Genomic DNA, 19,564 nt, shown 5'->3' on the forward strand with positions numbered 1-19,564 from the left:
CTCAAGCCTCGCCGAGCTGCGCCTTCTCGTAGGCGATGGCGTGCTCTATGAGCTGTGCCCAGATCTCTTCGTAGAAATCCCCGTCGAGGGCGTGCGTCTCGGCATTGCGGTGCGCATTGTCGCGCACTTCCCGGACGCGCTCGGGAACGTCGGCGGGGATGCCGAGGCCGGCCTTGATCTCGGCTGCACGGCGAATGAAGCTCCAGCGCTCGGCGAAGAGCGCCATCAGCGCATGGTCGACCCGGTCGATGTTTTCCCGGATTTCCGCCATCGTCGTGCAGTCTGCCGCAATCTTCGCCATTCCGGTCTCCTTCATGGGCACCCGGATAGCAGAGGAATGTTTGGGGGGGAAGGCATCTCTCCGCCGCGAGACACTCGGTCACGGTCGAGGCCACATGCAGGCCCGGGGGTTAAGCGAAAGGAGGGTGCGGTCCTGTCTTTCACTTGCGGGCCTGCATGCTGGCCGAGGCGGAACCTAGGCATATAAGCTGGCGCGAAGCTGGATGATGTCACGTTACGTGAAGTCATGTCCCGATCACCAGTTTGATGGCAAAGCCGACAACGGTGACCGCCAGCACGCCGCCCGCCCACAGGCCCACGAACCACAGCAATTTCCGCCCCGTCGAATTTTCCGCCATCAATGATAGCCCTCCTCCGGATCGACCTTGCCGCGGAAAACCCAGTAGGCGTAGGCCGTGTAGCCGAGGATCATCGGCACGAGCACCAGGGCGCCGACGAGCAGGAAGGCGAGGCTCTCCTCGGGGGCAGCCGCCTCCCAGATCGTCAGCGAAGCCGGCACGATATAGGGATAGAAGCTGATGCCGATGCCAGCAAAACCGAGCACGAAGAGGCCGAGGGCGGCGATGAAGGGTCGGGAATCGTGTTCGGTGCGCAGCCCGTGGATCAGCAGGGCAAAGCAGCCGAGCACCAGCAGCGGAACCAGGACGCTGAAGGCAAGGGTCGGCCAGCCGAACCAGCGGTCGAAATAGAGCGGCTCCATGAAGGGTGTCCAAAGGCTGAAGACACCCATGGCGCCAAGCGTGCCGATGCCGGCCTTGAGCGCATAGCCGCGGGCGCGGGCGGCAAGGTCGCCGCTCGTCTTCATCACCAGCCAGGTTGCGCCAAGCAAGGCATAGCCGATGAGAAGGGCAAAACCCGTTGCGATGGAAAACGGCGTCAGCCAATCCCACCAGCCGCCGGCATAGGCGCGGTCGACCACCGGGATACCCTGCACCAGCGCACCCAGCGCCACGCCCTGGGTAAAGGCCGCGACCATCGAGCCGCCGGCGAAGGCGATGTCCCAGAGGAACTCGCCGCGCCGCGTGCGCCAGCGATACTCAAAGGCGACGCCACGAAAGATGAGGCCGAGTAGCATCAGGATGAGCGGCATGTAGAGCGCCGGCAGGATCGTCGCATAGGCGAGCGGGAAGACAGCCATCAGCCCGCCACCACCAAGCACCAGCCAGGTCTCATTGCCGTCCCAGACGGGCGCGACGGAGTTCATCATCACGTCGCGGTCATGTTTTTCCTTGAAGAAGGGAAAGAGGATGCCGACACCGAGATCGAAGCCATCGAGGATGACATAGGCGAGCACGGCAAAGGCGATGATCGCCGCCCAGATGAAGGGAAGGTCAAACGCCATGGTGGTGGCTCCCGGATTTGCTGGCAAGGGCGGCGGCCGGCGTGATGCCGGCGGTGCGGAGAGGACCATCCTGGAGGTCCGGCATCGGATCGCGCGGCAGACGACCCATCAGGCGCAGGATGTAGAAGGTGCCGGCGCCGAAGACGAAGAAGTAGACGACGATGAAGGCGATCAGCGAGGTCGCGACGGCCGGTGCATCGATGGGGGCGACGGAATTGGCCGTTAGCAGGTGGCCGTAGACCGTATAGGGCTGGCGGCCCACCTCCGTCGTCACCCAGCCGGCAAGCACGGCGACGAAACCGGCGGGACCCATCAGGACAGCGGCGCGGTGCAGCCAGCGGTTTTCGCCGAGCGTGCCCCGCCACCGACACCACAGTGACCACAGCCCGATGGAGAGCATGGCGAAGCCGATGGCGACCATGATGCGGAAGGACCAGAAGACGATGCCGACCGGCGGATGCAATTCCTTCGGTACGGAATCCAGCCCGGCGAGCGGGGCGTTGAGGTCATGCTTCAGGATGAGGCTCGAAAGCTTCGGAATCTCGATGGCATAATCGACACGCTGCTCGGCTGAGTTCGGAATGCCGAACAGAATGAGCGGCGCCCCGTCCGGATGACTTTGGTAGTGCCCTTCCATCGCCATGACCTTGACCGGCTGATACTCCAGCGTGTTCAGCCCGTGCATGTCGCCAGCGAAAATCTGGATGGGTGCGACGATCGCCGCCATCCACATCGCCATGGAGAACATCTTACCGGCACGCTTTGGCGCATCGCCGCGCAGCAGGTGGTAGGCGCCGACACCGCCGACGACGAAAGCGGTCGTGAGATAGGCGGCGAGCACCATATGCACGAGCCTGTAGGGGAAGGAGGGGTTGAAGATCACCGCCCACCAGTCGACCGGCACGAACTGGCCGACATCGTTGACGGCGAAACCGGCCGGCGTCTGCATCCAGGAATTGGCGGCAAGGATCCAGGTGGCCGAGATCAACGTGCCGACGGCGACCATGAGGGTCGCGAAGAAGTGCAGCTTCGGACCGACGCGGTTGAGGCCGAACAGCATGACGCCGAGGAAACCCGCCTCAAGGAAGAAGGCCGTCAGCACCTCGTAGCCCATCAGCGGCCCGATGACCGGCCCGGCCTTGTCGGAAAAGACGCTCCAGTTCGTGCCGAACTGGTAGGACATGACGATGCCGGAAACCACACCCATGCCGAAGGCGAGCGCAAAGATCGTCTTCCAGAAATTGAAGAGCGAAAAATAGACCTCGTCCTTCGTCCAGAGCCACAGGCCTTCCAGTACCGCGAGATAGCTCGCCAGCCCGATCGAGAAGGCCGGGAAGACGATGTGGAAGGAGACGGTGAAGGCGAACTGGAAGCGGGCAAGCAGTGTTGCGTCCAGCGATTCGAACATTGGCCACGACCTTTCTGAAGCCGCCGCAATCCCAATCAGGCTGCGGTCGCCTCAAAGAATGCGGCGCAAAACAGGCAAAGGTCAATTCCGTCCGTACACCCACGTTGCCGCAGCGCGACAATCGCCCGCGTGCGGCATTTCCGCCCCGACCTTGGCAGGGCCGAAACGAGCGAAGCTCCCGGCGGGGGCACACCGGGAGCTTCGCGAAGGCGTCGAACGTGGCACTATGCCTTAGCGGGCATTGGGGTTCGCGCCCTGATAATAGTCACCGTTCGCCGGGCCGACCTTCACGCTCTGGCGGTAGCCACCGTCGGCGGCATAACCACTGCCGATGCTGTTGGTGCGGACGCGATCGATTCTCTGGCTATCCATTTTCTGGTTCTGCTCCGATTCCGGATAGGCGCCCTTATAGTAGTCCCCGCCGGCGAGAGCGGCCGAGCCACCGAAAACGGAAGCGGCAAAAAGAGCGGTTGCGAAAGCTGCGTTAATGGTCTTGGTCATTGTCTTGGTCCTTTTCATATGTGCTTTGCATCAAAGCTTGAAGGGAGTTTCAGCCAGGCTTTTCGGCATCGGTTACGACATCGCCATTCCCTTCGCTTATCTCCGGAAGCGGGTATTGCCGCTTTCGTCAAATAAAGATGGTCCCTCATTTTGTGGGCCGCAAGGGTCTCAAATTGGAAACAGTCGTCAACGTTTTTCGAACAATGAAAATCGTTACTCCCGCGCACAACCGGGGGCGCCAAAAACCAAGAAACCGTCCATCAGGACGGTTTCTGTAAAAAGGGAAATGACATCTCAAGGTATTGATTTGGCGGGGATTTTAAATATGCGAATCCACGCAAGCACGCCGAGGATGCAGCGAACGGCAGGAGCGTTAAGGATTGAGGCACTAAACGGCTCGGCACCGATTTCAAGAGTTTCACGAATGTGTGACACTCAAAAAATCAGAGCCGAAAGCCGCCAAAACACGGAATGAATCGTGGCAAAATTGTGGTGAAACCGCCCTGTGGACCGGGTCCCACTCGCGTCGCCGAAACGGCTGCACGGGCGTCAGGCCGCCCGCAGGTAATGTTCCGTCAGTTCCGTCCAGAAGGCCGCACCGACGGGCAGCAGGTCGTCGTTGAAATTGTAGGCGGGGTGGTGGAGCGAATGGTCGTTTTCGCCACTCTTGCCGCCAAGGAAGAAATAGGTGCCCGGCCGCTCCTTCAGCATATAGGCAAAGTCCTCGCTGCCCATGAAGGGGCGTTCGAGGTCGACGACCTTGTCGGCGCCGGCAAAGCGCGTGGCAAGTTCGCGCACCAGATCGGTCTCGGCCTTGTGGTTGACCGTCGCGTCATAGAAGCGCTGGTAGTTCACCGTGGCGCTCATGCCATAGCTTTCAGCCTGGCGTTCCGCAATGAGGCGGACGCGACGCTCCAGCTCGTCGCGCACCTTCGGATCGAAGGAGCGGATACCGACGACGATTTCCGCTCGGCTCGGGATGATATTGCTCGCCGAACCCGAATGGAACGAGCCGACCGTTACCACCGTCGGATCGATCGGGTGGATGTTGCGCGAGACGATGGTCTGGAGCGCCATGACGATCGAGGCGCCGCAGACGATCGGATCAAGCGTCTCCTGCGGCTCCGCACCGTGGCCGCCGACACCGTTCACGGTGATGCGGGCCTCGTCGACCGCCGCCATGATCGGGCCTTCGCGGAGCGCAAACTGGCCGAAGGGCAGGCCGGGCTCGTTGTGGAGGGCGAAGACGGCATCGCAGGGAAATTTGTCGAACAGCCCCTCCTCCACCATAATTTTTGCACCGCCGAAATTCTCTTCCGCCGGCTGGAAAATCAGGTGCACGGTGCCATCGAAATTGCGCCTTTCGGCGATCGCCTTGGCGGCACCGAGCAGCATGGTCGTGTGCCCGTCATGGCCGCAGGCATGCATCTTGCCGGGCGTCTTGCTGGCATAGGGAAGGCCGGTTTCCTCGAAGATCGGCAAGGCATCGATATCGGCGCGGATGCCGATCGACTTGCGGCTGGTGCCGTTCGTTAGCGTCGCGACGAGGCCGGTCTTGGCGAGCCCACGGGTGACCTTGTAGCCATAACTTTCCAGATGGCGCGCGATGACATCAGAGGTGCGCACTTCTTCCAGGCCCAGTTCCGGGTGTTCGTGCAGGTCGCGGCGGATCGCCACCATTTCAGGCATGGAGTTCTTGAGAGTCGTATGGATTGTCATGTCATTGTCCGTTTTCAGGCACCGCGTGTGGGAATTCTGCTTTCGAAATAGCGAAAGGCGACCACCAGGATAGCGGTCAGGCAGAGATAGATGAGGGCAAGCAGCAGCAGCGGCTCATAGGTGATGTAGGTTTCCTGCCGCACCTTGGAGATGACGGCATAAAGGTCGATGACGGTAATCGTCGCCACCAGCGGCGTCGCCTTCAACTGCAGCACGGTTTCGCCGTTCAGCGTCGGCAGAGCACGGTGCACGGCACGCGGCAGCCAGATGCGGCGAAAGACGGTGAAAGGGCTCATGCCATAGGCGCGGGCGGCTTCCAGCTCGCCGGGCGGCACACCGGCAAAGGCGCCGCGCATCACCTCGCCCTCATAGGCGGCAAAGGACAGCGTCAGCGCCGCCACGCCATAGGGCCAGGCCTCACGCAGATAGGGCCAGAGGAAGGAACTGCGGATTCCCGGAAACTGCGGGAACAGCGAGCCGAGGCCGTAATAGAGCAGCCAGAGCTGGAGCAGCAGCGGCGTGCCGCGGATGACGGTGCAGAAAACACGCGCAGCAACCTTCAGCGGCCACGGTCCCGTCACCTGCACCAGTCCGATCGGCACGGCGAGGAAGAAGCCGAGGATCGAGGTGCTGAAGAGCATCAGCAAGGTCACGCCGACGCCATGGACGAGACGGTCGGAATATTTCGGCACCCAGTCCCAGCGCATGAACCAGATGACGCAGAAGACCAGAAGAGCGGCGATCGCCATCAGCACGATGCGATGCGGCTTGAACATGCTCGCTTTCGTCGGCAGTTCGGTCAGCGCGAGGGCGGAAATGGTCGGATCGCTCATCAGGCGGCCCTCGCCATGCCGCGCCGGTAGTGGCGCTCGATCAGGCCGATCAGCACGTTGGAGACCAGCGTGATCATCAGGTAGAGCACGCCGGCCGCGCAGAAGAACAGCAGGTAGGCCTTGGTGCTGCCCGCCGCCTGGCGCGTCACCAGCGTCAACTCGCTGAAGCCGACGACTGCGAGCAGCGCCGTGTCCTTGGTGGCGATCAGCCAGAGATTGGAGAGGCCGGGAATGGCGTGCGGCAGCATGGCCGGCAGGGTGATGCGGCGCATGATCTGCGTGGGCGCCATACCATAGGCGCGCGCCGCCTCGATCTGTCCCGCCGGCACCGCCTTGATCGCGCCGCGCAGCACCTCCGTCGAATAGGCGCCCTGCACGACGCCGATGACGAAGATGCCGGCCGCAAGGCCGCTGATATCGACCGGGCCGAAACCGACCAGCGCGGAGAACTGGTTCAGCACATCCGTGCCGGCATAATAGAGAATGAGGATCAGCACGAGTTCCGGCACCGCGCGCACCAGGGTCGTGTAGATCTCGAGTAGGTCCTTGGTGACCGGGCCGCCATAGAGCTTGCCCATGGCGCCGCCGGTACCGAGGATCAGGCCGAGCGTATAACCGCCGACGGCAATCTGGAGCGATTGCCAGAGCCCCGCCAGCATTACCCCGCCCCAGCCGGGTGGGTCAAAGGCAAGCAGGCTCCAGTTGATCAGCGATCCGGCATCGGCCATAGGGTCTCGTGTCCGTTCGAGGAGATTAGCCGGCGGCGAAAACCGCCGGCATCAGGCACAGGGCAGACGATCAGCCGCCGTAGATGTCGAAGTCGAAATACTTCTTCGAGAAGGTGTCGTAGGTGCCGTTGGCGCGGATCGCCTTGATCGCGGCGTTGATCTTGTCCTTCAACTCCGTCTCGCCCTTGCGCAGGCCGACGCCGACGCCGAGCCCGAGGACCTCCGGATCGTCCTTGACCATGCCTTTCATGTCGCAGCAGGCAGCGCCCTGCTCGCTCTTGAGGAATTCCAGCATGGCGACGGAGTCGGCCTGCACCGCATCGATGCGGCCTGCGGCGAGGTCGTTGTTGGCCTCGTCCTGCGTCTGGTATTCCTTGACCGTCACACCGGCGGGCGCAAAATACTTGTTGGCATAGACCTGGTGGATGGTCGCCACCTGCACGCCGAGCGTCTTGCCGTTGAGGCCTTCCGGCGTCGGCTCGAACTTGACGTCCTTCGGTCCGATAACGCCGGGAAGCGAGTTGTAGTATTTGTCTGAGAAGTCGATGGTCTGCTGGCGTTCTGCCGTGACCGACATCGAGCCGATGATCATATCGATCTTATTGGTGGTCAGCGCCGGGATGATGCCGTCCCAAGCGACCGGCGTGATGACGCAATCGAGCTTCGCTTCGGCGCAGATCGCCTTCATGAAGTCGACTTCCCAGCCCTGCCAGTTGCCCGAGGCGTCCGGCGAGGTGAAGGGCGGATAGGGCTCGGCGGCAAAACCGACGCGAACCTGCTGGGCGGCGGCACCGGAGACGGCGGCAAGGCCGATTGCGGCGGCAAGGGCGATTGTCTTCAAGGCACTCTTCATGATCTTCCCTCTGTTGGTTTTTTTGATCTCAGTGGATGGAACTGATGAATTTCTTCAGCCGCTCCGATTTCGGTGCTCCGAACAGTTCGTCCGGCGGCCCCTGTTCCTCGATGACGCCATTCGCCAGAAAGACGACGTGGCTCGCGACGTTGCGCGCAAATTTCATTTCGTGGGTAACGAGGATCATCGTGCGCTTCTCCTTGGCGAGGTCGCCGATGACGGAGAGCACCTCGCCGACCAGCTCCGGGTCGAGCGCAGAGGTCGGTTCGTCGAAAAGCATGACATGGGGCTGGATGGCGAGCGCCCGGGCAATCGCCGCACGCTGCTGCTGGCCGCCGGAGAGGAAGGCGGGATAGGCGTCGCGCTTCTCGTAGAGGCCAACGCGGCGCAACAGCGTCTCGGCGCGGGCGATCGCCTCGTCCTTCCTGACGCCGAGCACGTGCACCGGCGCCTCGATGACGTTTTCGAGGATGGTCATGTGCTGCCAGAGATTGAAGCTTTGAAACACCATGCCGAGGCGGGAGCGCAGGCGCTGTACCTGCTTGCGGTCGGACGGCATCATGCCGCCATGGCCGTCCGCCTTCATGGCGATGGTCTCGCCGTGGATGGTCACCGAGCCGGCGCTCGGCAGCTCCAGCATGTTGATGCAGCGCAGAAATGTCGACTTGCCGGAACCGGAACCGCCGATAATGGCGATGACGTCGCCTTCATGCGCGGTGAGCGAAACCCCCTTGAGAACTTCAAGCGGCCCGAAGCGCTTGTGCAGGTCCCGGACCGCGATTGCCTCGGCACGTTCCGTCATCGTGGAGAGGTCTCCAGCGCACGGAAAATCGATGCATGGATCATGCCAAACTTCCCCTGTTTTCCAGCGTTCCCGCGGGCATCTTCGGCCCGTCGTGTCGTCTTGTTGAAAGCATCGTGGCACTTGTTAAGAAATTATTCAAGCGTATAATAGACCAACCGCTGACTTTTCCGGCAGCGCCCACCCATGATCCATTTTCCAGCAGGAGCATTGAATGACCGCCTACGGTTCGCAGGAAATGTCGGCCCCCCTGATGCGCGTTCTGATGCGCCGCCCCGGCAACAGCCTGAAGGCTGCCGATCCCGCCAAGTGGCATTACGGCCCGACGTTCGATGGCGCGCGCGCCGTGCACCAGTACAAGGCCTTCGCCGAGCTGGTCGAAAAGTCCGGTACCGAGATCATCTGGCTGGAAGACGAGGGCGACGGCCTCGCAGATGCGATGTTCACCCACGATCCGTCCTTGATGTCCGACCACGGCGCGATCCTGCTGCGCATGGGCAAGCCGCTGCGCGTGGCGGAAACCGCCCTGCATGAAAAAGCCTACGCCGAGCGCCAGATCCCGATCCTCGGCCGCATCGAGGGCGACGGCACCGTCGAAGGCGGCGATTGCATCTGGCTCGATGCCAAGACGCTGGTCATCGGCCGCGGCGTGCGCACCAACCAGGAAGGCATCGACCAGATCTCGAAGATCCTGGCGCCGCATGGTGTCACCGTGCTCGCCTATGACCTGCCGCTCTGGCACGGCGAGGAAGCCTGCCTGCACCTGATGAGCGTGATGAGCCCGCTTGCCGAAGACCTGGCGCTGGTCTTCGCGCCGCTGCTGCCGGCCGCCTTCTACCAATTGCTCAAGAAGCGCGGCATCCGCCTCATCGAGGCGCCGGCCGACGAATTTCATGCGAGCAACGGCCTGTCGCTGAACGTGTTGCCGACGCGGCCCTACGAGGTCATCATGGTGGAAGGATTCCCGGCCACCAAGGCGGCGATGGAAGCGGCTGGCTGCACGGTACAGGTGTTTGAAGCCGACGCGCTCTGCATCGCCTGCGAAGGTGGCCCGACCTGCCTGACTCGGCCGGTGCTGCGCCGCGCCGCCTAAGGCACCAACGAACGAGGACAAGATGGCCCGCCGGACCTTCCACCGCGCCCCAGAGGCCGAACGCCGCCACGATCTGATCGAGGCGACGCTCGACTGCATCGCCGAATACGGCTTGCAGGGCGCAACGGTCCGGCAGATCGCCATCAAGGCGGGTGTGACGGCAGGGCTCATCCGGCACTATTTCCAGTCCAAGGAGCATATCCTCCAGGAGGCCTACCGCCTCGTCATCGCGCGGCTGACCGAAAAGGCCGAGCGGGTGACGGGCGATCCGGAAACGCGCCTGCGCGACTTCATCGTCATCAACCTGACGGAGCCAGTCGCCAACAGCCGCAGCCTCTCGCTCTGGGCCTCGTTCATCAGCCGGGTCAGCGTCGATCCCGAACTCGCCGCGATCCACCGGGAAGGTTATCTGAGCTTTCGCAACGCGCTCGAAAGCCTGCTCGCCGATTTCCTCGCTGCCCGCGGCGCGGATGCCTCGCCGGAGCGCTGCCGCAAGCTCGCCATCGCCGTCAACGGGCTGCTCGATGGCCTCTGGCTGGAGGGTTGCCTCGCCGGCGAACTTTTCGGGGAGAGCGAACTTGTCGAGGTCGCCCTGACCTCGATCGAAACCCTGCTTGGATTACCCCTCAGGCCGGTCGACGCTGCGAGCGCCGATCGCTAAACCACACCCAATTGAAATGCAGAGGACGGCCATGCGCTACGCTTCCATCACAGACCGGCTTGCCAATCTCGGCTCGGAAAAATGGGCCATCCATGCCGAAGCCCGGCGGATGAAGAAGGACGGCAAGGCCATCATCGAGCTCACCATCGGCGAGCCGGATGTCGCCCCGGACCCGATGCTGCTCGCCGAGGCCGTGCGCGCCATGCAGGCGGGCCGCCACCGTTATTCCAACGGCCGGGGAGAGCCCTCCGTCGTGGACGCCCTCGTGCGAAAATACCGCAAGCGCCGCAGCGATGTGACCGCCGAAAACGTGCTGTGTTTCCCGGGTACCCAGACCGCCCTCTTCGCCGTCATGCTCGGCCTCGTCGAGGCGGGCGATACCGTGCTCGTCGGCGACCCGCTTTATGCCACCTACGAAGGCGTCATCCGCTCCACTGGCGCCGAGCATATTGTTGTACCGCTGCGCCCGGAAAACGGTTTCCACATGAAGGCCGCCGATCTTGAGGCCGCGATCACGCCCGAATGCCGCGCGCTGCTGCTCAACACGCCGCACAACCCCACCGGCGCGGTGCTGAGCGCGCAAGAAATCGCCGAGATCGGTGCCGTTTGCCGCAAACATGATCTCTGGATCGTCTGCGATGAGGTCTACGAACAGCTCGTCTTTGGCGCCGCCTTTGCCTCGCCCTTCGACAATCCGGACCTCGCCGAGCGCACCATCGTCGTCTCTTCCATCTCGAAATCCCATGCCGCACCGGGCTTCCGCAGTGGCTGGGCGATCGGGCCGTCTGAATTCTGCACGCGACTGCTTTCGGTATCCGAAACCATGCTGTTCGGCGGCCAGCCTTTCATCGCCGACATGACAGCCTATGCGCTCGACAACCCGATCACCACCGCCGCCACGATGCGCCGGATTTACCAGGGGCGCGCCACCCGGTTCGCCACGGCGCTCGCCAAGGCTCCCGGTCTCGTGCCGTTGCCGCCGGAAGCCGGCATGTTCATCGTCGTAGACGTCGCGGGAACAGGCCTGAGCGGTGAGGATTTCGCCTGGGCGCTGCTGCGCGAGGAACTGGTCGCCGTCATGCCGGGATCGTCGTTCGGCGACGCGGCGGCAGACTATATCCGCCTCAGCCTGACCGTGCCCGACGACCATATCGACGAGGCCTGCCGGCGCATCGCAGCGCTCGCCGCCCGATCCGCAAGCCCCAAGGAGCGCCGCGCATGACCACGAAAACCGTAGGCGAAGTTCTCGTCGACCTGCTCGAAGCCAATGGCGTCGAGGTGGTTTTCGGCATTCCGGGCGTGCATACGGTCGAGCTCTATCGCGGGCTCGCCGCCTCAAAAATCCGCCACATCACGCCGCGCCACGAACAGGGCGCCGGCTTCATGGCCGACGGTTATGCTCGCGTCTCGGGCAAGCCTGGCGTTGCCCTCGTCATCACCGGCCCCGGCCTCACCAACACGATCACCGCCATGGCGCAGGCGCGGCAGGATTCCGTGCCGATGCTGGTCATCTCTGGCGTCAACCGGCGCGATTCGCTTGGCCATGGCCGTGGCCTGCTGCATGAACTGCCGGACCAGCAGGGCATGATGAAGACGCTGGCGCTCTATTCGCACACGCTACTCAACCCCGCCGACCTGCCGCTCGTCGTGGAGCGCGCCTTCGCGGTTCTGCTCTCCGGTCGGCCCGGCCCGGTGCATATCGAAATCCCGACCGACGTGATGGCAAAACCCATCGAGACCGGCAGCTTTCCCGCGACCGTCGCGACCCGACCGCGCGCCGATGCCGAAACGCTTCAGCGTGCCGCGATCCTCTGCACCAACGCATCCCGCCCCGTCATTCTTGCCGGTGGCGGCGCGATCACGGCGGAAGAGGAAATCCGTGAACTCGCCGAGCGCATCGGTGCGCCCGTCGTCACCACGGTCAATGGACGCGGTCTGCTCGGCGGCCATCCGCTACGCATCCCGGCAAGCCCCAGCCTGAAGGCCGTGCGGCGGCTTCTTTCCGATGCCGATCTCGTCGTCGCCTTCGGCACGGAGTTCGGTCCGACCGACTACGACATCAATGTCGATGGCGGGTTCCCGCGCCTCAAGACATTGATCCGCATCGATATCGACGCCGCCCAGCTTGCCCGCACGCCGCAATCCGCCCTGTCGATCTTCTCCAGCGCCAAGACGGCAGCAGCCGGCATGCTGGGTTTCCTCGAGGGCCACAAGCCGATCAGCAATGGCGCGGCGCGTGCCGAGACCGTGCGGAAAAACGCCTGGAACGAGCTGACGGCGAAAATGCAGTCGGAAGTGCGCGTCATCGATGCGATCTGGAAAACGCTGCCGAAGGCGATCATCGTCGGCGATTCCACGCAGGCCGTCTATGCCGGCAACTACTATTGCGATGCGCCGCGTGTGCGCAGCTGGTTCAACGCAGCGACCGGTTATGGCGCACTCGGTTTCGCGCCGCCGGCGGCCGTGGGCGCAGCCCTCGCCGAACCCGATGCACCGGTCATCTGCCTCGTCGGCGATGGCGGCTTGCAATTCTCGCTTTCGGAAATCGGATCGGCGGTGGATGCGGGAGCCTGCGTCGTCTTCCTTGTCTGGAACAATGACGGCTACCAGGAGATCGAGAACTACATGGTCGATGCCGGCATCACGCCGGAGGGAGTAAAACCCTCGGCACCCGATTTCATCGCGATCGGCGCCGCCTACGGCCTGCCCTCCGAACGCCTGGCCGACGTGCGCGATCTCCCGGCGTCCCTGGAGCGGGCCGCGGCTCGGACGGGCCCGAGCCTCGTCGAAATCCACCAGACGAAAACAATCGGAGCGACGGCGTAGTCTCTCCCCTCCGTTGACGGCAGCAGTGTACGGCTGCCGTCCGTGAAAGTGCGCACGCGCCCTCTGGAGTGACCCATGAGCGCGGGAAACCCTGTTGGCGGGCTCACCTGCGCCTTTGCAAATCGTGTTTTATTTGTCATGGATGCGGCATTGTCTGCCGCCCAACCGCGCGCGCGGTAATCGAAAGCAAGTCGGATACAGGGGTGGCCAACCAATACACGTTTCCAGGACCGGTTTACAAACGGCTGCCGCCCGACATGCGGCCGCCGTCGCCGTCGCTTGCCCAGCGTTTTCTCGACTGGATACCGGTGCATGACTTTATGGCGGCCCGGTCCGGTTTTACCAGCCGCTTCAACCGCACCGTCGCACGCCTCGCCACGGAAGGCGGGTCGGGATTGTCCGCCGCGCAGAGCCACTTCCATTTTGGCGATGCCCTGTTCCTAACGATCGATCCGAAAATCGTGCGCACGCGACTGCGCGACAACTTTTTCGACGGCAACCGTCCACGGTGGATCGGCCGGCATTTTCTCGATGGCGGCGACTGGAGACCGATCCTGCAGCCGATCAACAGATCGTTCTCCCATGAGGAAATCGTGGAGATCTGCCAGCTGCGTCGGAATTTTCGCGAAGGCCTCTGCTATCGCCGTTATGCCGACAACATCAACAGCGGCGTAGCGGTGCGGCGAAATCGCGTGACCATCAATACGATCGACAAGCTAGACAGCTACTTCGAGTACTATCTCGCCCTTATCGAGAACATCGAGGAGAATGGGATCGTGCCGCGTGGTGATCTCGGCCTGAAGGACCAGACCAGCCAATGGCACCGCTGGACACGTTCGCTGTGGCAGGATCTCGCCGAACGCGACATCGGCGTTGCGATCGATGCCAGCGGACGCCTTGTGCGCCACACCAGCGGCAAGCACCGCATGGCGGCAGCACTTGCCCTCGGTATCGACAGTGTTCCCGTCGAAATCCGCCTCGTTCATGCCGGCTGGCTGCTGCGACGCTCCGAGCGCCTGGGACTTTCTCCGGAGGAAGCCCTGCTTGCCACGATCAAGCGCGCCCGCCTGAAGGGATGGCCCGTAAAATAAAAGGCCCGGCGAGCCGGGCCTTTCGTTCGAAAACGGGAGAGCAGCGCCTCAGACGGCTGGGCGGCTCTTCAGCAGATCGCGAATTTCGGTGAGAAGCAGCACGTCTTCCGGCGGCGGCGCGGGTTCGGCGGCACCGGCAGCCTTTTCCTTCTCCAGCGACGCACGCATACGATTCACGCCCTTGATCATCAGGAAGATGATCCAGGCGAGGATCAGGAAGTTGATCAGGACGGTGATGAAGCTGCCATAGGCAAAGACCGCACCCTGTTCGCGGGCCGCCGCAAGCGACGTCGCCGTCACATTGCCCGACAGTGCAATGAAGTAGTTGGAAAAGTCGAAACCGCCACCCGTCAGGGCACCGACAATCGGCATGACGAGATCGTTGACGATGGATTCGACGATCTTGTTGAAGGCTGCACCAATGATGACACCCACGGCGAGGTCCATGACATTGCCGCGGGCGATGAACGCCTTGAACTCATTGAGCATGAGGGTCTCCTTTTGCTGCGACGCAAAAGCAAACTAGTTTAGTTTTTCGCAAGAGGAAACTGCAATCCAATCAATATTTACGGGTTTACACAAGGTGTCTTCGGGACCCTACCTTAGCTGCAATTTCCTTCCGCACCGCTTTGGCCTATTCTGCCGGAAGACGGCCGAAGGACTGCGGGAGGAAGCATGCCGGGTTCGCTGATATTCGCCTTGGCGCTCGCGTACCTGCTCCTGCTCTTCGCGGTCGCAAGTTACGGCGACCGGAAGGCCAAACGCTCCGGGCACACATCGAAGGGCCGGCCGCTGGTCTATGCGCTGAGCCTGGCGATCTACTGCACGTCCTGGACCTATTTCGGCGGGGTCGGTCTCGCCACCACCCATGGCCTCGAATTCCTCGGCATCTATATCGGCCCGATCGTGATGTTCACGCTCGGCATGCCGCTTCTGCGCCGCATCGTCACGCTCGCCAAATCCGAACGCCTCACCTCGATTGCCGACTTCGTCGCCGCGCGCTACGGCAAGAATCCGGGCGTCGCAGCCGTCGTCGCCCTCATTTCGCTGATCGGCTACATTCCCTATATCGCACTGCAGCTGAAGGCGGTTTCCAGCTCCGTCTCAGCCATGGTCGATACGACCGGTTTCGGCATCGCGGCCTCGGGCGGGCTCATCGACCTGCCACTCGTGGTAACGCTGTTCCTCGCCTGTTTCGCCATTGTCTTCGGCACCCGCCACACCGACGCGACCGAGCACCAGGACGGCCTCATTCTCGCCATTTCGATGGAATCGCTGGTCAAACTCATCGCCATCGCCTCGGTCGGCCTCTACGTCATCTATGTGATGTTCGACGGCCCGGGCGACCTCTGGCAGCGCGCATCCCAAAACGAGCGTATGATGCAGGCGTTGACCTACGAGACGCCGATCGCGCGCTGGATCCTGCTGATTACGCTCTCCGCCTTCGCCATCGTCATGCTGCCGCGCCAGTTCCACGTCACAGTGGTGGAAAACCGCACGGCCGGCGAGCTGCGCACGGCGGGCATTCTCTTCCCGCTCTATCTCATCGCCATCAACCTCTTCGTGCTGCCCGTCGCCATCGGCGGCGTGCTGACCTTCAATGGCACGGGCGATCCCGATCTCTACGTGCTGACCCTGCCCGTCGCGCTCGACCAGCCGGTGCTGACGCTGGTGGCCTTCATCGGCGGCTTTTCGGCGGCGACCGCCATGGTCATCGTCGCCTCGGTGGCGCTGTCGATCATGGTGTCGAACGACATCGTCATTCCGGTGGTGCTGCGCCGCAACCTCATCGGCGGGGTCGAGCAGCAGGAAGACCTTTCGCGCATGCTGCTGCGCATCCGCCGCCTTGCCATCTTCTTCGTGCTGCTGCTCGGCTATGCCTATTATCGTGCGGCGACGGCGAATGCCGGCCTCGCCTCGATGGGCCTGCTGGCCTTTGCCGCCGTGGCGCAGGTGGCGCCGGCGCTGCTGGGCGGCCTGTTCTGGCGCAATGCCAATGCACGCGGCGCCATGGCCGGCATGATCTGCGGCCTCGTCGTCTGGGCCTATCTGCTCTTCCTGCCGAGCATCGGCGTCGCCGACAACGCCTATGTCGCCGAAACCGTGCTCGGCTTCCTGTTTCCCGGCTCCACCATCTTCACCGGCGAGGCGGCCGATCCGCTGGTCAATGCGACGCTGCTCGCCATGATGGTCAATATAGGCGCCTATGTGATCGGCTCGTTGACGCGCAATCCGACCTCGCTGGAACGCCTGCAGGCCGGAACCTTCATCCGCTCGAAACCGCGCCTCGAGCGCGCCTTCCGTGGCCGCCGCACCAAGGTGACCGTGCGCGACCTCAAGACCACGATCGCCAAATATCTCGGCGAGGAGCGCATGCAACGCTCCTTCCACACCTATGAGCGGCAGGTCGGCCGCTGGCTGGAGGACAATGCGCCGGCGGACGCCGCCATCGTGCATTTCTCGGAACAATTGCTCGGCAGTGCCATCGGCTCTTCGTCCGCCCGCCTCGTGCTCTCGCTGGTGCTCCAGCGCATCGATGACACGCCGACGGATACCGACTGGCTGCTTGACCAGGCCAGCGAAGCGCTGCAATACAATCAGGACATGCTGCAGACCGCGCTTGGCCAGATGGACCAGGGCATCGCCGTCTTCGACAGCGCCGGCAACCTCACCGTTTGGAACCGCCGTTTCCGCCAGTTGCTCGATTTGCCGGAATATGTCGGCCAGGTCGGCTTTCCGCTCTCCGACATCGTCGAAATCCTCGTCGAGCGCGGCGACATCGCCGAGACCGATCGAGAATCGGCGATTACCCGCACCATGACGTTTGACGAGCCCTTTGCCTTGGTGCTCGGCGGTGGCGAGCGCATCGTCGAAATCCGCACCAATGCCATGCCGGAAAAGGGATTTGTTTCCACCTATACCGACATCACCGATCGTGTGGCGGCCGACCGGGCGCTGAAGCAGGTCAACGAAACGCTGGAGCAGCGTGTCGCACAGCGCACCGTCGAACTCACCCGCGTCAACACCGAGCTTGCCGAGGCACGCGCTGCGGCGGAAGAAGCCAATATCGGCAAGACGCGCTTCTTCGCCGCTGCCGGCCACGATATTCTCCAGCCTCTCAACGCGGCGCGCCTCTACTCCTCCTCGCTGGTCGAGCGGCTCGGCGAAACGGAAAATCGCGAGATGATCCACAACATCGATTCCTCGCTGGAATCGGTGGAAGCGATCCTCGGTGCGGTGCTGGACATTTCCCGCCTCGATACGGGGGCGATGAAGCCGCGTGTGCAGACGGTCCCGCTCAAGGATCTGCTGAAGCGCATCGAGACCGACTTTGCTCCGATGGCGCGGGCGAAGAACCTCAAGTTCACGGTGCTCCCCTCGTCGCTCGCCATCCGCACGGATCCAAACCTGCTGCGCCGCGTCGTGCAGAACCTGGTCTCCAACGCCATCAAGTATACCAATTCCGGCAAGGTGCTGGTCGGTGTGCGGCGCAAGGGCGGCCACGCCTTCATCCAGGTGCTCGATTCCGGCATCGGCATTCCCGCATCGAAGTTCCGTACCGTCTTCAAGGAATTCGCCCGTCTCGACGAAGGCGCGCGCACGGCGCCGGGCTTAGGACTCGGTCTCTCCATCGTCGACCGCATCTCGCGTGTCCTCTCCCACCCGGTCGAGCTGCAATCGACGCCGGGTCGCGGGACCAGCTTCAAGGTGCGCGCACCAATCGACGCCGCCGCCAGCCGCCACGTCGCTGACAAACCCGCGGGGGTGCCCGTGAGCGATGAGCCGCTGAAGGGGCTTCGTGTGCTGTGCATCGACAACGAGCCGAAAATCCTCGACGGCATGCGGCTGTTGCTGTCCGGCTGGGGCTGCACGGTCACACTGGCGGAATCGGTTGCGGCGGTCGAGGCTATGGTCGCAAGCGGTGCGCCCCCAGTCGATGCGGTGATTGCCGACTACCACCTCGGCGACGGCACCGGGATTGCGGCGATCGGAAAGTTGCGTGCGGCGCTCGGTCGCGAGGTGCCGGCCCTGCTGGTCACCGCCGACCGCACGCCGGATGTGCGTGCCGAGGCCGAGCGCGACAATATCATCGTGCAGAACAAGCCTGTCCGCCCCGCATCCATGCGGGCCTGGCTGACGCAGCTTTCGACAATGCAGCGCGAGGCCGCGGAATAGGATCAGGCCGCCGCCTGTGCGGCGCCGATCTTGCCGAGCTGGATGACCGCCTGGGTGCGGCTGTCGACATTGAGTTTCAGGAGGATCGCCGAGACATGCGCCTTGATGGTCGCCTCGGAGACCCCGAGTTCGTAGGCAATCTGCTTGTTGAGCAGGCCCTCGGCGAGCATGGCGAGCACGCGGGACTGCTGCGGGGTGAGCGTGCGCAGCCGCGCGATGAGATCCGCCACCTCGCTGTCCTGCTCCGGACCGCGCACATAGCCGCCGGGCGTATAGATATTGCCCTCCAGCACCAGGCTGATGCCCTCGCGGATGTCCTCGATGGAGGCCGACTTGGAGATGAAACCGGAGGCGCCGAGATCGAGCGCGCGGCGGATGGTAGCCGGGTCGTCGCTTGCCGAAACGATGACGACCGGCAGGCTCTGGAACTCCGCCCTGAGCGAGATAAGGCCGGAAAGGCCGCTGACGCCCGGCATGGCGAGGTCGAGCAGCAGCAGATCGGCATTGGGATTGCTCTCGGCCGCCTTGCGCGCCGCCTCGAAATCCCCCGCCTCGACGATATCGGGATTGCCATCCATTCCGGTCAGCGCCTGTTTCAACGCACCGCGGAACAGCGGATGGTCATCCGCTATGATGATCGTGAGTGCCGATGCCATGCGCTCCCTCCCAAGAGTATATGGACCTCGTAACGGAGGCAGGCAGCACGGTCTCGGCCGGCGCGGGTTGCTCCGTCAGGTCTTCTGCGGGATCGTGTCCTTCCCGGGGGCGGTTTCCTCCTCGCCGTCCTCCAGGTTTTTCACGATGCCCATGAACCTTTGCATCATCTTTTCCATGATGCTCATCGTCCGGTCAATCTCTTCATCCGTCGGTAGTGCGGGTTTTGCATCGCTCAGTGCGGTTGCACCGCCTTTTTCGAGGGCTTCGACGCGCTTGGTGAGCAGATCGAGTTCCTTTTCGAACGCCGCGCGCTCGTCGGCGGCCATGCGGCAGACGATCTGGCCATCCTGCTCGCGGCACAACGAAACCTCGCCGGTCGTGGTGTCGAGGCGGACAAAACCGCCCTCGGTCTTCTCCATGCGATAACGCCCCTCGCCCTCGGCATGGGCGGACCCCGCCAGAAGGGTGGCGGCGACAATCACTGGCAGAGAGCAAATTCGCATGCAAAATCCTCCAAGAGCCGGTTTCCGGGCCTGTCGCCGGTGGACATTCGCCGTTCTTTGCGGCAAGCGCT

At 63.2% G+C, this 19,564-nt stretch carries 18 protein-coding genes; 6 read left to right on the forward strand and 12 right to left on the reverse strand.

Annotated elements, in window-relative coordinates; genetic code table 11:
* Window position 1 precedes the first annotated feature (1 nt).
* The 9 genes from GR138_RS05620 to GR138_RS05660 form a co-directional block, all read right to left on the reverse strand.
* Window positions 2-301, reverse strand: a complete 300-nt coding sequence (locus GR138_RS05620) for a chorismate mutase family protein (protein ID WP_160857642.1) — start codon at window positions 299-301, stop codon at window positions 2-4.
* Between the two features lie 336 nt (window positions 302-637).
* Complete coding sequence (gene cydB / locus GR138_RS05625) at window positions 638-1,642, reverse strand: cytochrome d ubiquinol oxidase subunit II (protein ID WP_160857643.1); 1,005 nt, start codon at window positions 1,640-1,642, stop codon at window positions 638-640.
* Window positions 1,632-3,050: a cytochrome ubiquinol oxidase subunit I gene (locus GR138_RS05630; RefSeq protein WP_160857644.1), complete on the reverse strand. Its 1,419-nt coding sequence runs from the start codon at window positions 3,048-3,050 to the stop codon at window positions 1,632-1,634. The genes cydB and GR138_RS05630 overlap by 11 nt, the downstream gene beginning before the upstream one ends.
* 231 nt (window positions 3,051-3,281) lie before the next feature.
* Window positions 3,282-3,551 carry a hypothetical protein gene (locus tag GR138_RS05635; RefSeq protein ID WP_160857645.1) on the reverse strand — a complete coding sequence of 90 codons (270 nt, stop codon included), beginning with the start codon at window positions 3,549-3,551 and terminating at the stop codon, window positions 3,282-3,284.
* Window positions 3,552-4,100: 549 nt separating this feature from the next.
* The gene (locus GR138_RS05640; protein ID WP_069060078.1) at window positions 4,101-5,270 is read right to left on the reverse strand and encodes a M20 aminoacylase family protein; all 1,170 of its coding nucleotides are present in this window, start codon (window positions 5,268-5,270) and stop codon (window positions 4,101-4,103) included.
* A gap of 14 nt (window positions 5,271-5,284) precedes the next feature.
* Window positions 5,285-6,103 carry an ABC transporter permease gene (locus tag GR138_RS05645; protein ID WP_160857646.1) on the reverse strand — a complete coding sequence of 273 codons (819 nt, stop codon included), beginning with the start codon at window positions 6,101-6,103 and terminating at the stop codon, window positions 5,285-5,287.
* Window positions 6,103-6,831 carry an ABC transporter permease gene (locus GR138_RS05650; protein ID WP_160857647.1) on the reverse strand — a complete coding sequence of 243 codons (729 nt, stop codon included), beginning with the start codon at window positions 6,829-6,831 and terminating at the stop codon, window positions 6,103-6,105. The genes GR138_RS05645 and GR138_RS05650 overlap by 1 nt, the downstream gene beginning before the upstream one ends.
* A 70-nt stretch (window positions 6,832-6,901) precedes the next feature.
* Window positions 6,902-7,684, reverse strand: a complete 783-nt coding sequence (locus tag GR138_RS05655; RefSeq protein WP_160857648.1) for a transporter substrate-binding domain-containing protein — start codon at window positions 7,682-7,684, stop codon at window positions 6,902-6,904.
* Between the two features lie 28 nt (window positions 7,685-7,712).
* Entirely contained in the window at window positions 7,713-8,486 is a 774-nt protein-coding gene (locus GR138_RS05660) for an ABC transporter ATP-binding protein (RefSeq protein WP_160857649.1), read from the reverse strand.
* Between the two features lie 214 nt (window positions 8,487-8,700).
* Here GR138_RS05660 and GR138_RS05665 point away from each other — a divergent pair, with 214 nt between their 5' ends.
* From GR138_RS05665 to GR138_RS05685, 5 genes are all read left to right on the forward strand, one after another.
* Entirely contained in the window at window positions 8,701-9,579 is an 879-nt protein-coding gene (locus tag GR138_RS05665; protein WP_160857650.1) for a dimethylarginine dimethylaminohydrolase family protein, read from the forward strand.
* A gap of 22 nt (window positions 9,580-9,601) precedes the next feature.
* Window positions 9,602-10,240, forward strand: a complete 639-nt coding sequence (locus tag GR138_RS05670; protein ID WP_160857651.1) for a TetR family transcriptional regulator C-terminal domain-containing protein — start codon at window positions 9,602-9,604, stop codon at window positions 10,238-10,240.
* A gap of 31 nt (window positions 10,241-10,271) precedes the next feature.
* Window positions 10,272-11,462 (forward strand): pyridoxal phosphate-dependent aminotransferase, encoded by a 1,191-nt coding sequence (locus GR138_RS05675; protein WP_160857652.1) that lies wholly within the window; start codon window positions 10,272-10,274, stop codon window positions 11,460-11,462.
* Window positions 11,459-13,066 (forward strand): 5-guanidino-2-oxopentanoate decarboxylase, encoded by a 1,608-nt coding sequence (locus tag GR138_RS05680; RefSeq protein WP_160857653.1) that lies wholly within the window; start codon window positions 11,459-11,461, stop codon window positions 13,064-13,066. The genes GR138_RS05675 and GR138_RS05680 overlap by 4 nt, the downstream gene beginning before the upstream one ends.
* A 203-nt stretch (window positions 13,067-13,269) precedes the next feature.
* A complete protein-coding gene (locus GR138_RS05685) occupies window positions 13,270-14,157 on the forward strand; it encodes a hypothetical protein (RefSeq protein WP_160857654.1) in 888 nt (295 codons plus the stop codon).
* A gap of 48 nt (window positions 14,158-14,205) precedes the next feature.
* Here the strand turns inward: GR138_RS05685 and mscL are convergent, their stop codons facing one another.
* Window positions 14,206-14,646 carry a large conductance mechanosensitive channel protein MscL gene (gene mscL / locus GR138_RS05690; protein WP_160857655.1) on the reverse strand — a complete coding sequence of 147 codons (441 nt, stop codon included), beginning with the start codon at window positions 14,644-14,646 and terminating at the stop codon, window positions 14,206-14,208.
* 186 nt (window positions 14,647-14,832) lie between these two features.
* Between mscL and GR138_RS05695 the strand changes: the two genes are divergently transcribed.
* Window positions 14,833-18,333 (forward strand): hybrid sensor histidine kinase/response regulator, encoded by a 3,501-nt coding sequence (locus tag GR138_RS05695; protein ID WP_160857656.1) that lies wholly within the window; start codon window positions 14,833-14,835, stop codon window positions 18,331-18,333.
* A gap of 2 nt (window positions 18,334-18,335) precedes the next feature.
* On the opposite strand, the gene GR138_RS05700 is transcribed toward GR138_RS05695, so the two are convergent.
* The gene (locus GR138_RS05700) at window positions 18,336-18,989 is read right to left on the reverse strand and encodes a response regulator (RefSeq protein ID WP_160857657.1); all 654 of its coding nucleotides are present in this window, start codon (window positions 18,987-18,989) and stop codon (window positions 18,336-18,338) included.
* Between the two features lie 75 nt (window positions 18,990-19,064).
* On the reverse strand, window positions 19,065-19,493 hold the full coding sequence (locus GR138_RS05705) for a hypothetical protein (RefSeq protein WP_069060090.1): 429 nt from the start codon (window positions 19,491-19,493) through the stop codon (window positions 19,065-19,067).
* Window positions 19,494-19,564 lie beyond the last annotated feature (71 nt).

Origin of the sequence: Shinella kummerowiae (assembly GCF_009827055.1) — a bacterium.
GTDB lineage: Bacteria > Pseudomonadota > Alphaproteobacteria > Rhizobiales > Rhizobiaceae > Shinella > Shinella kummerowiae.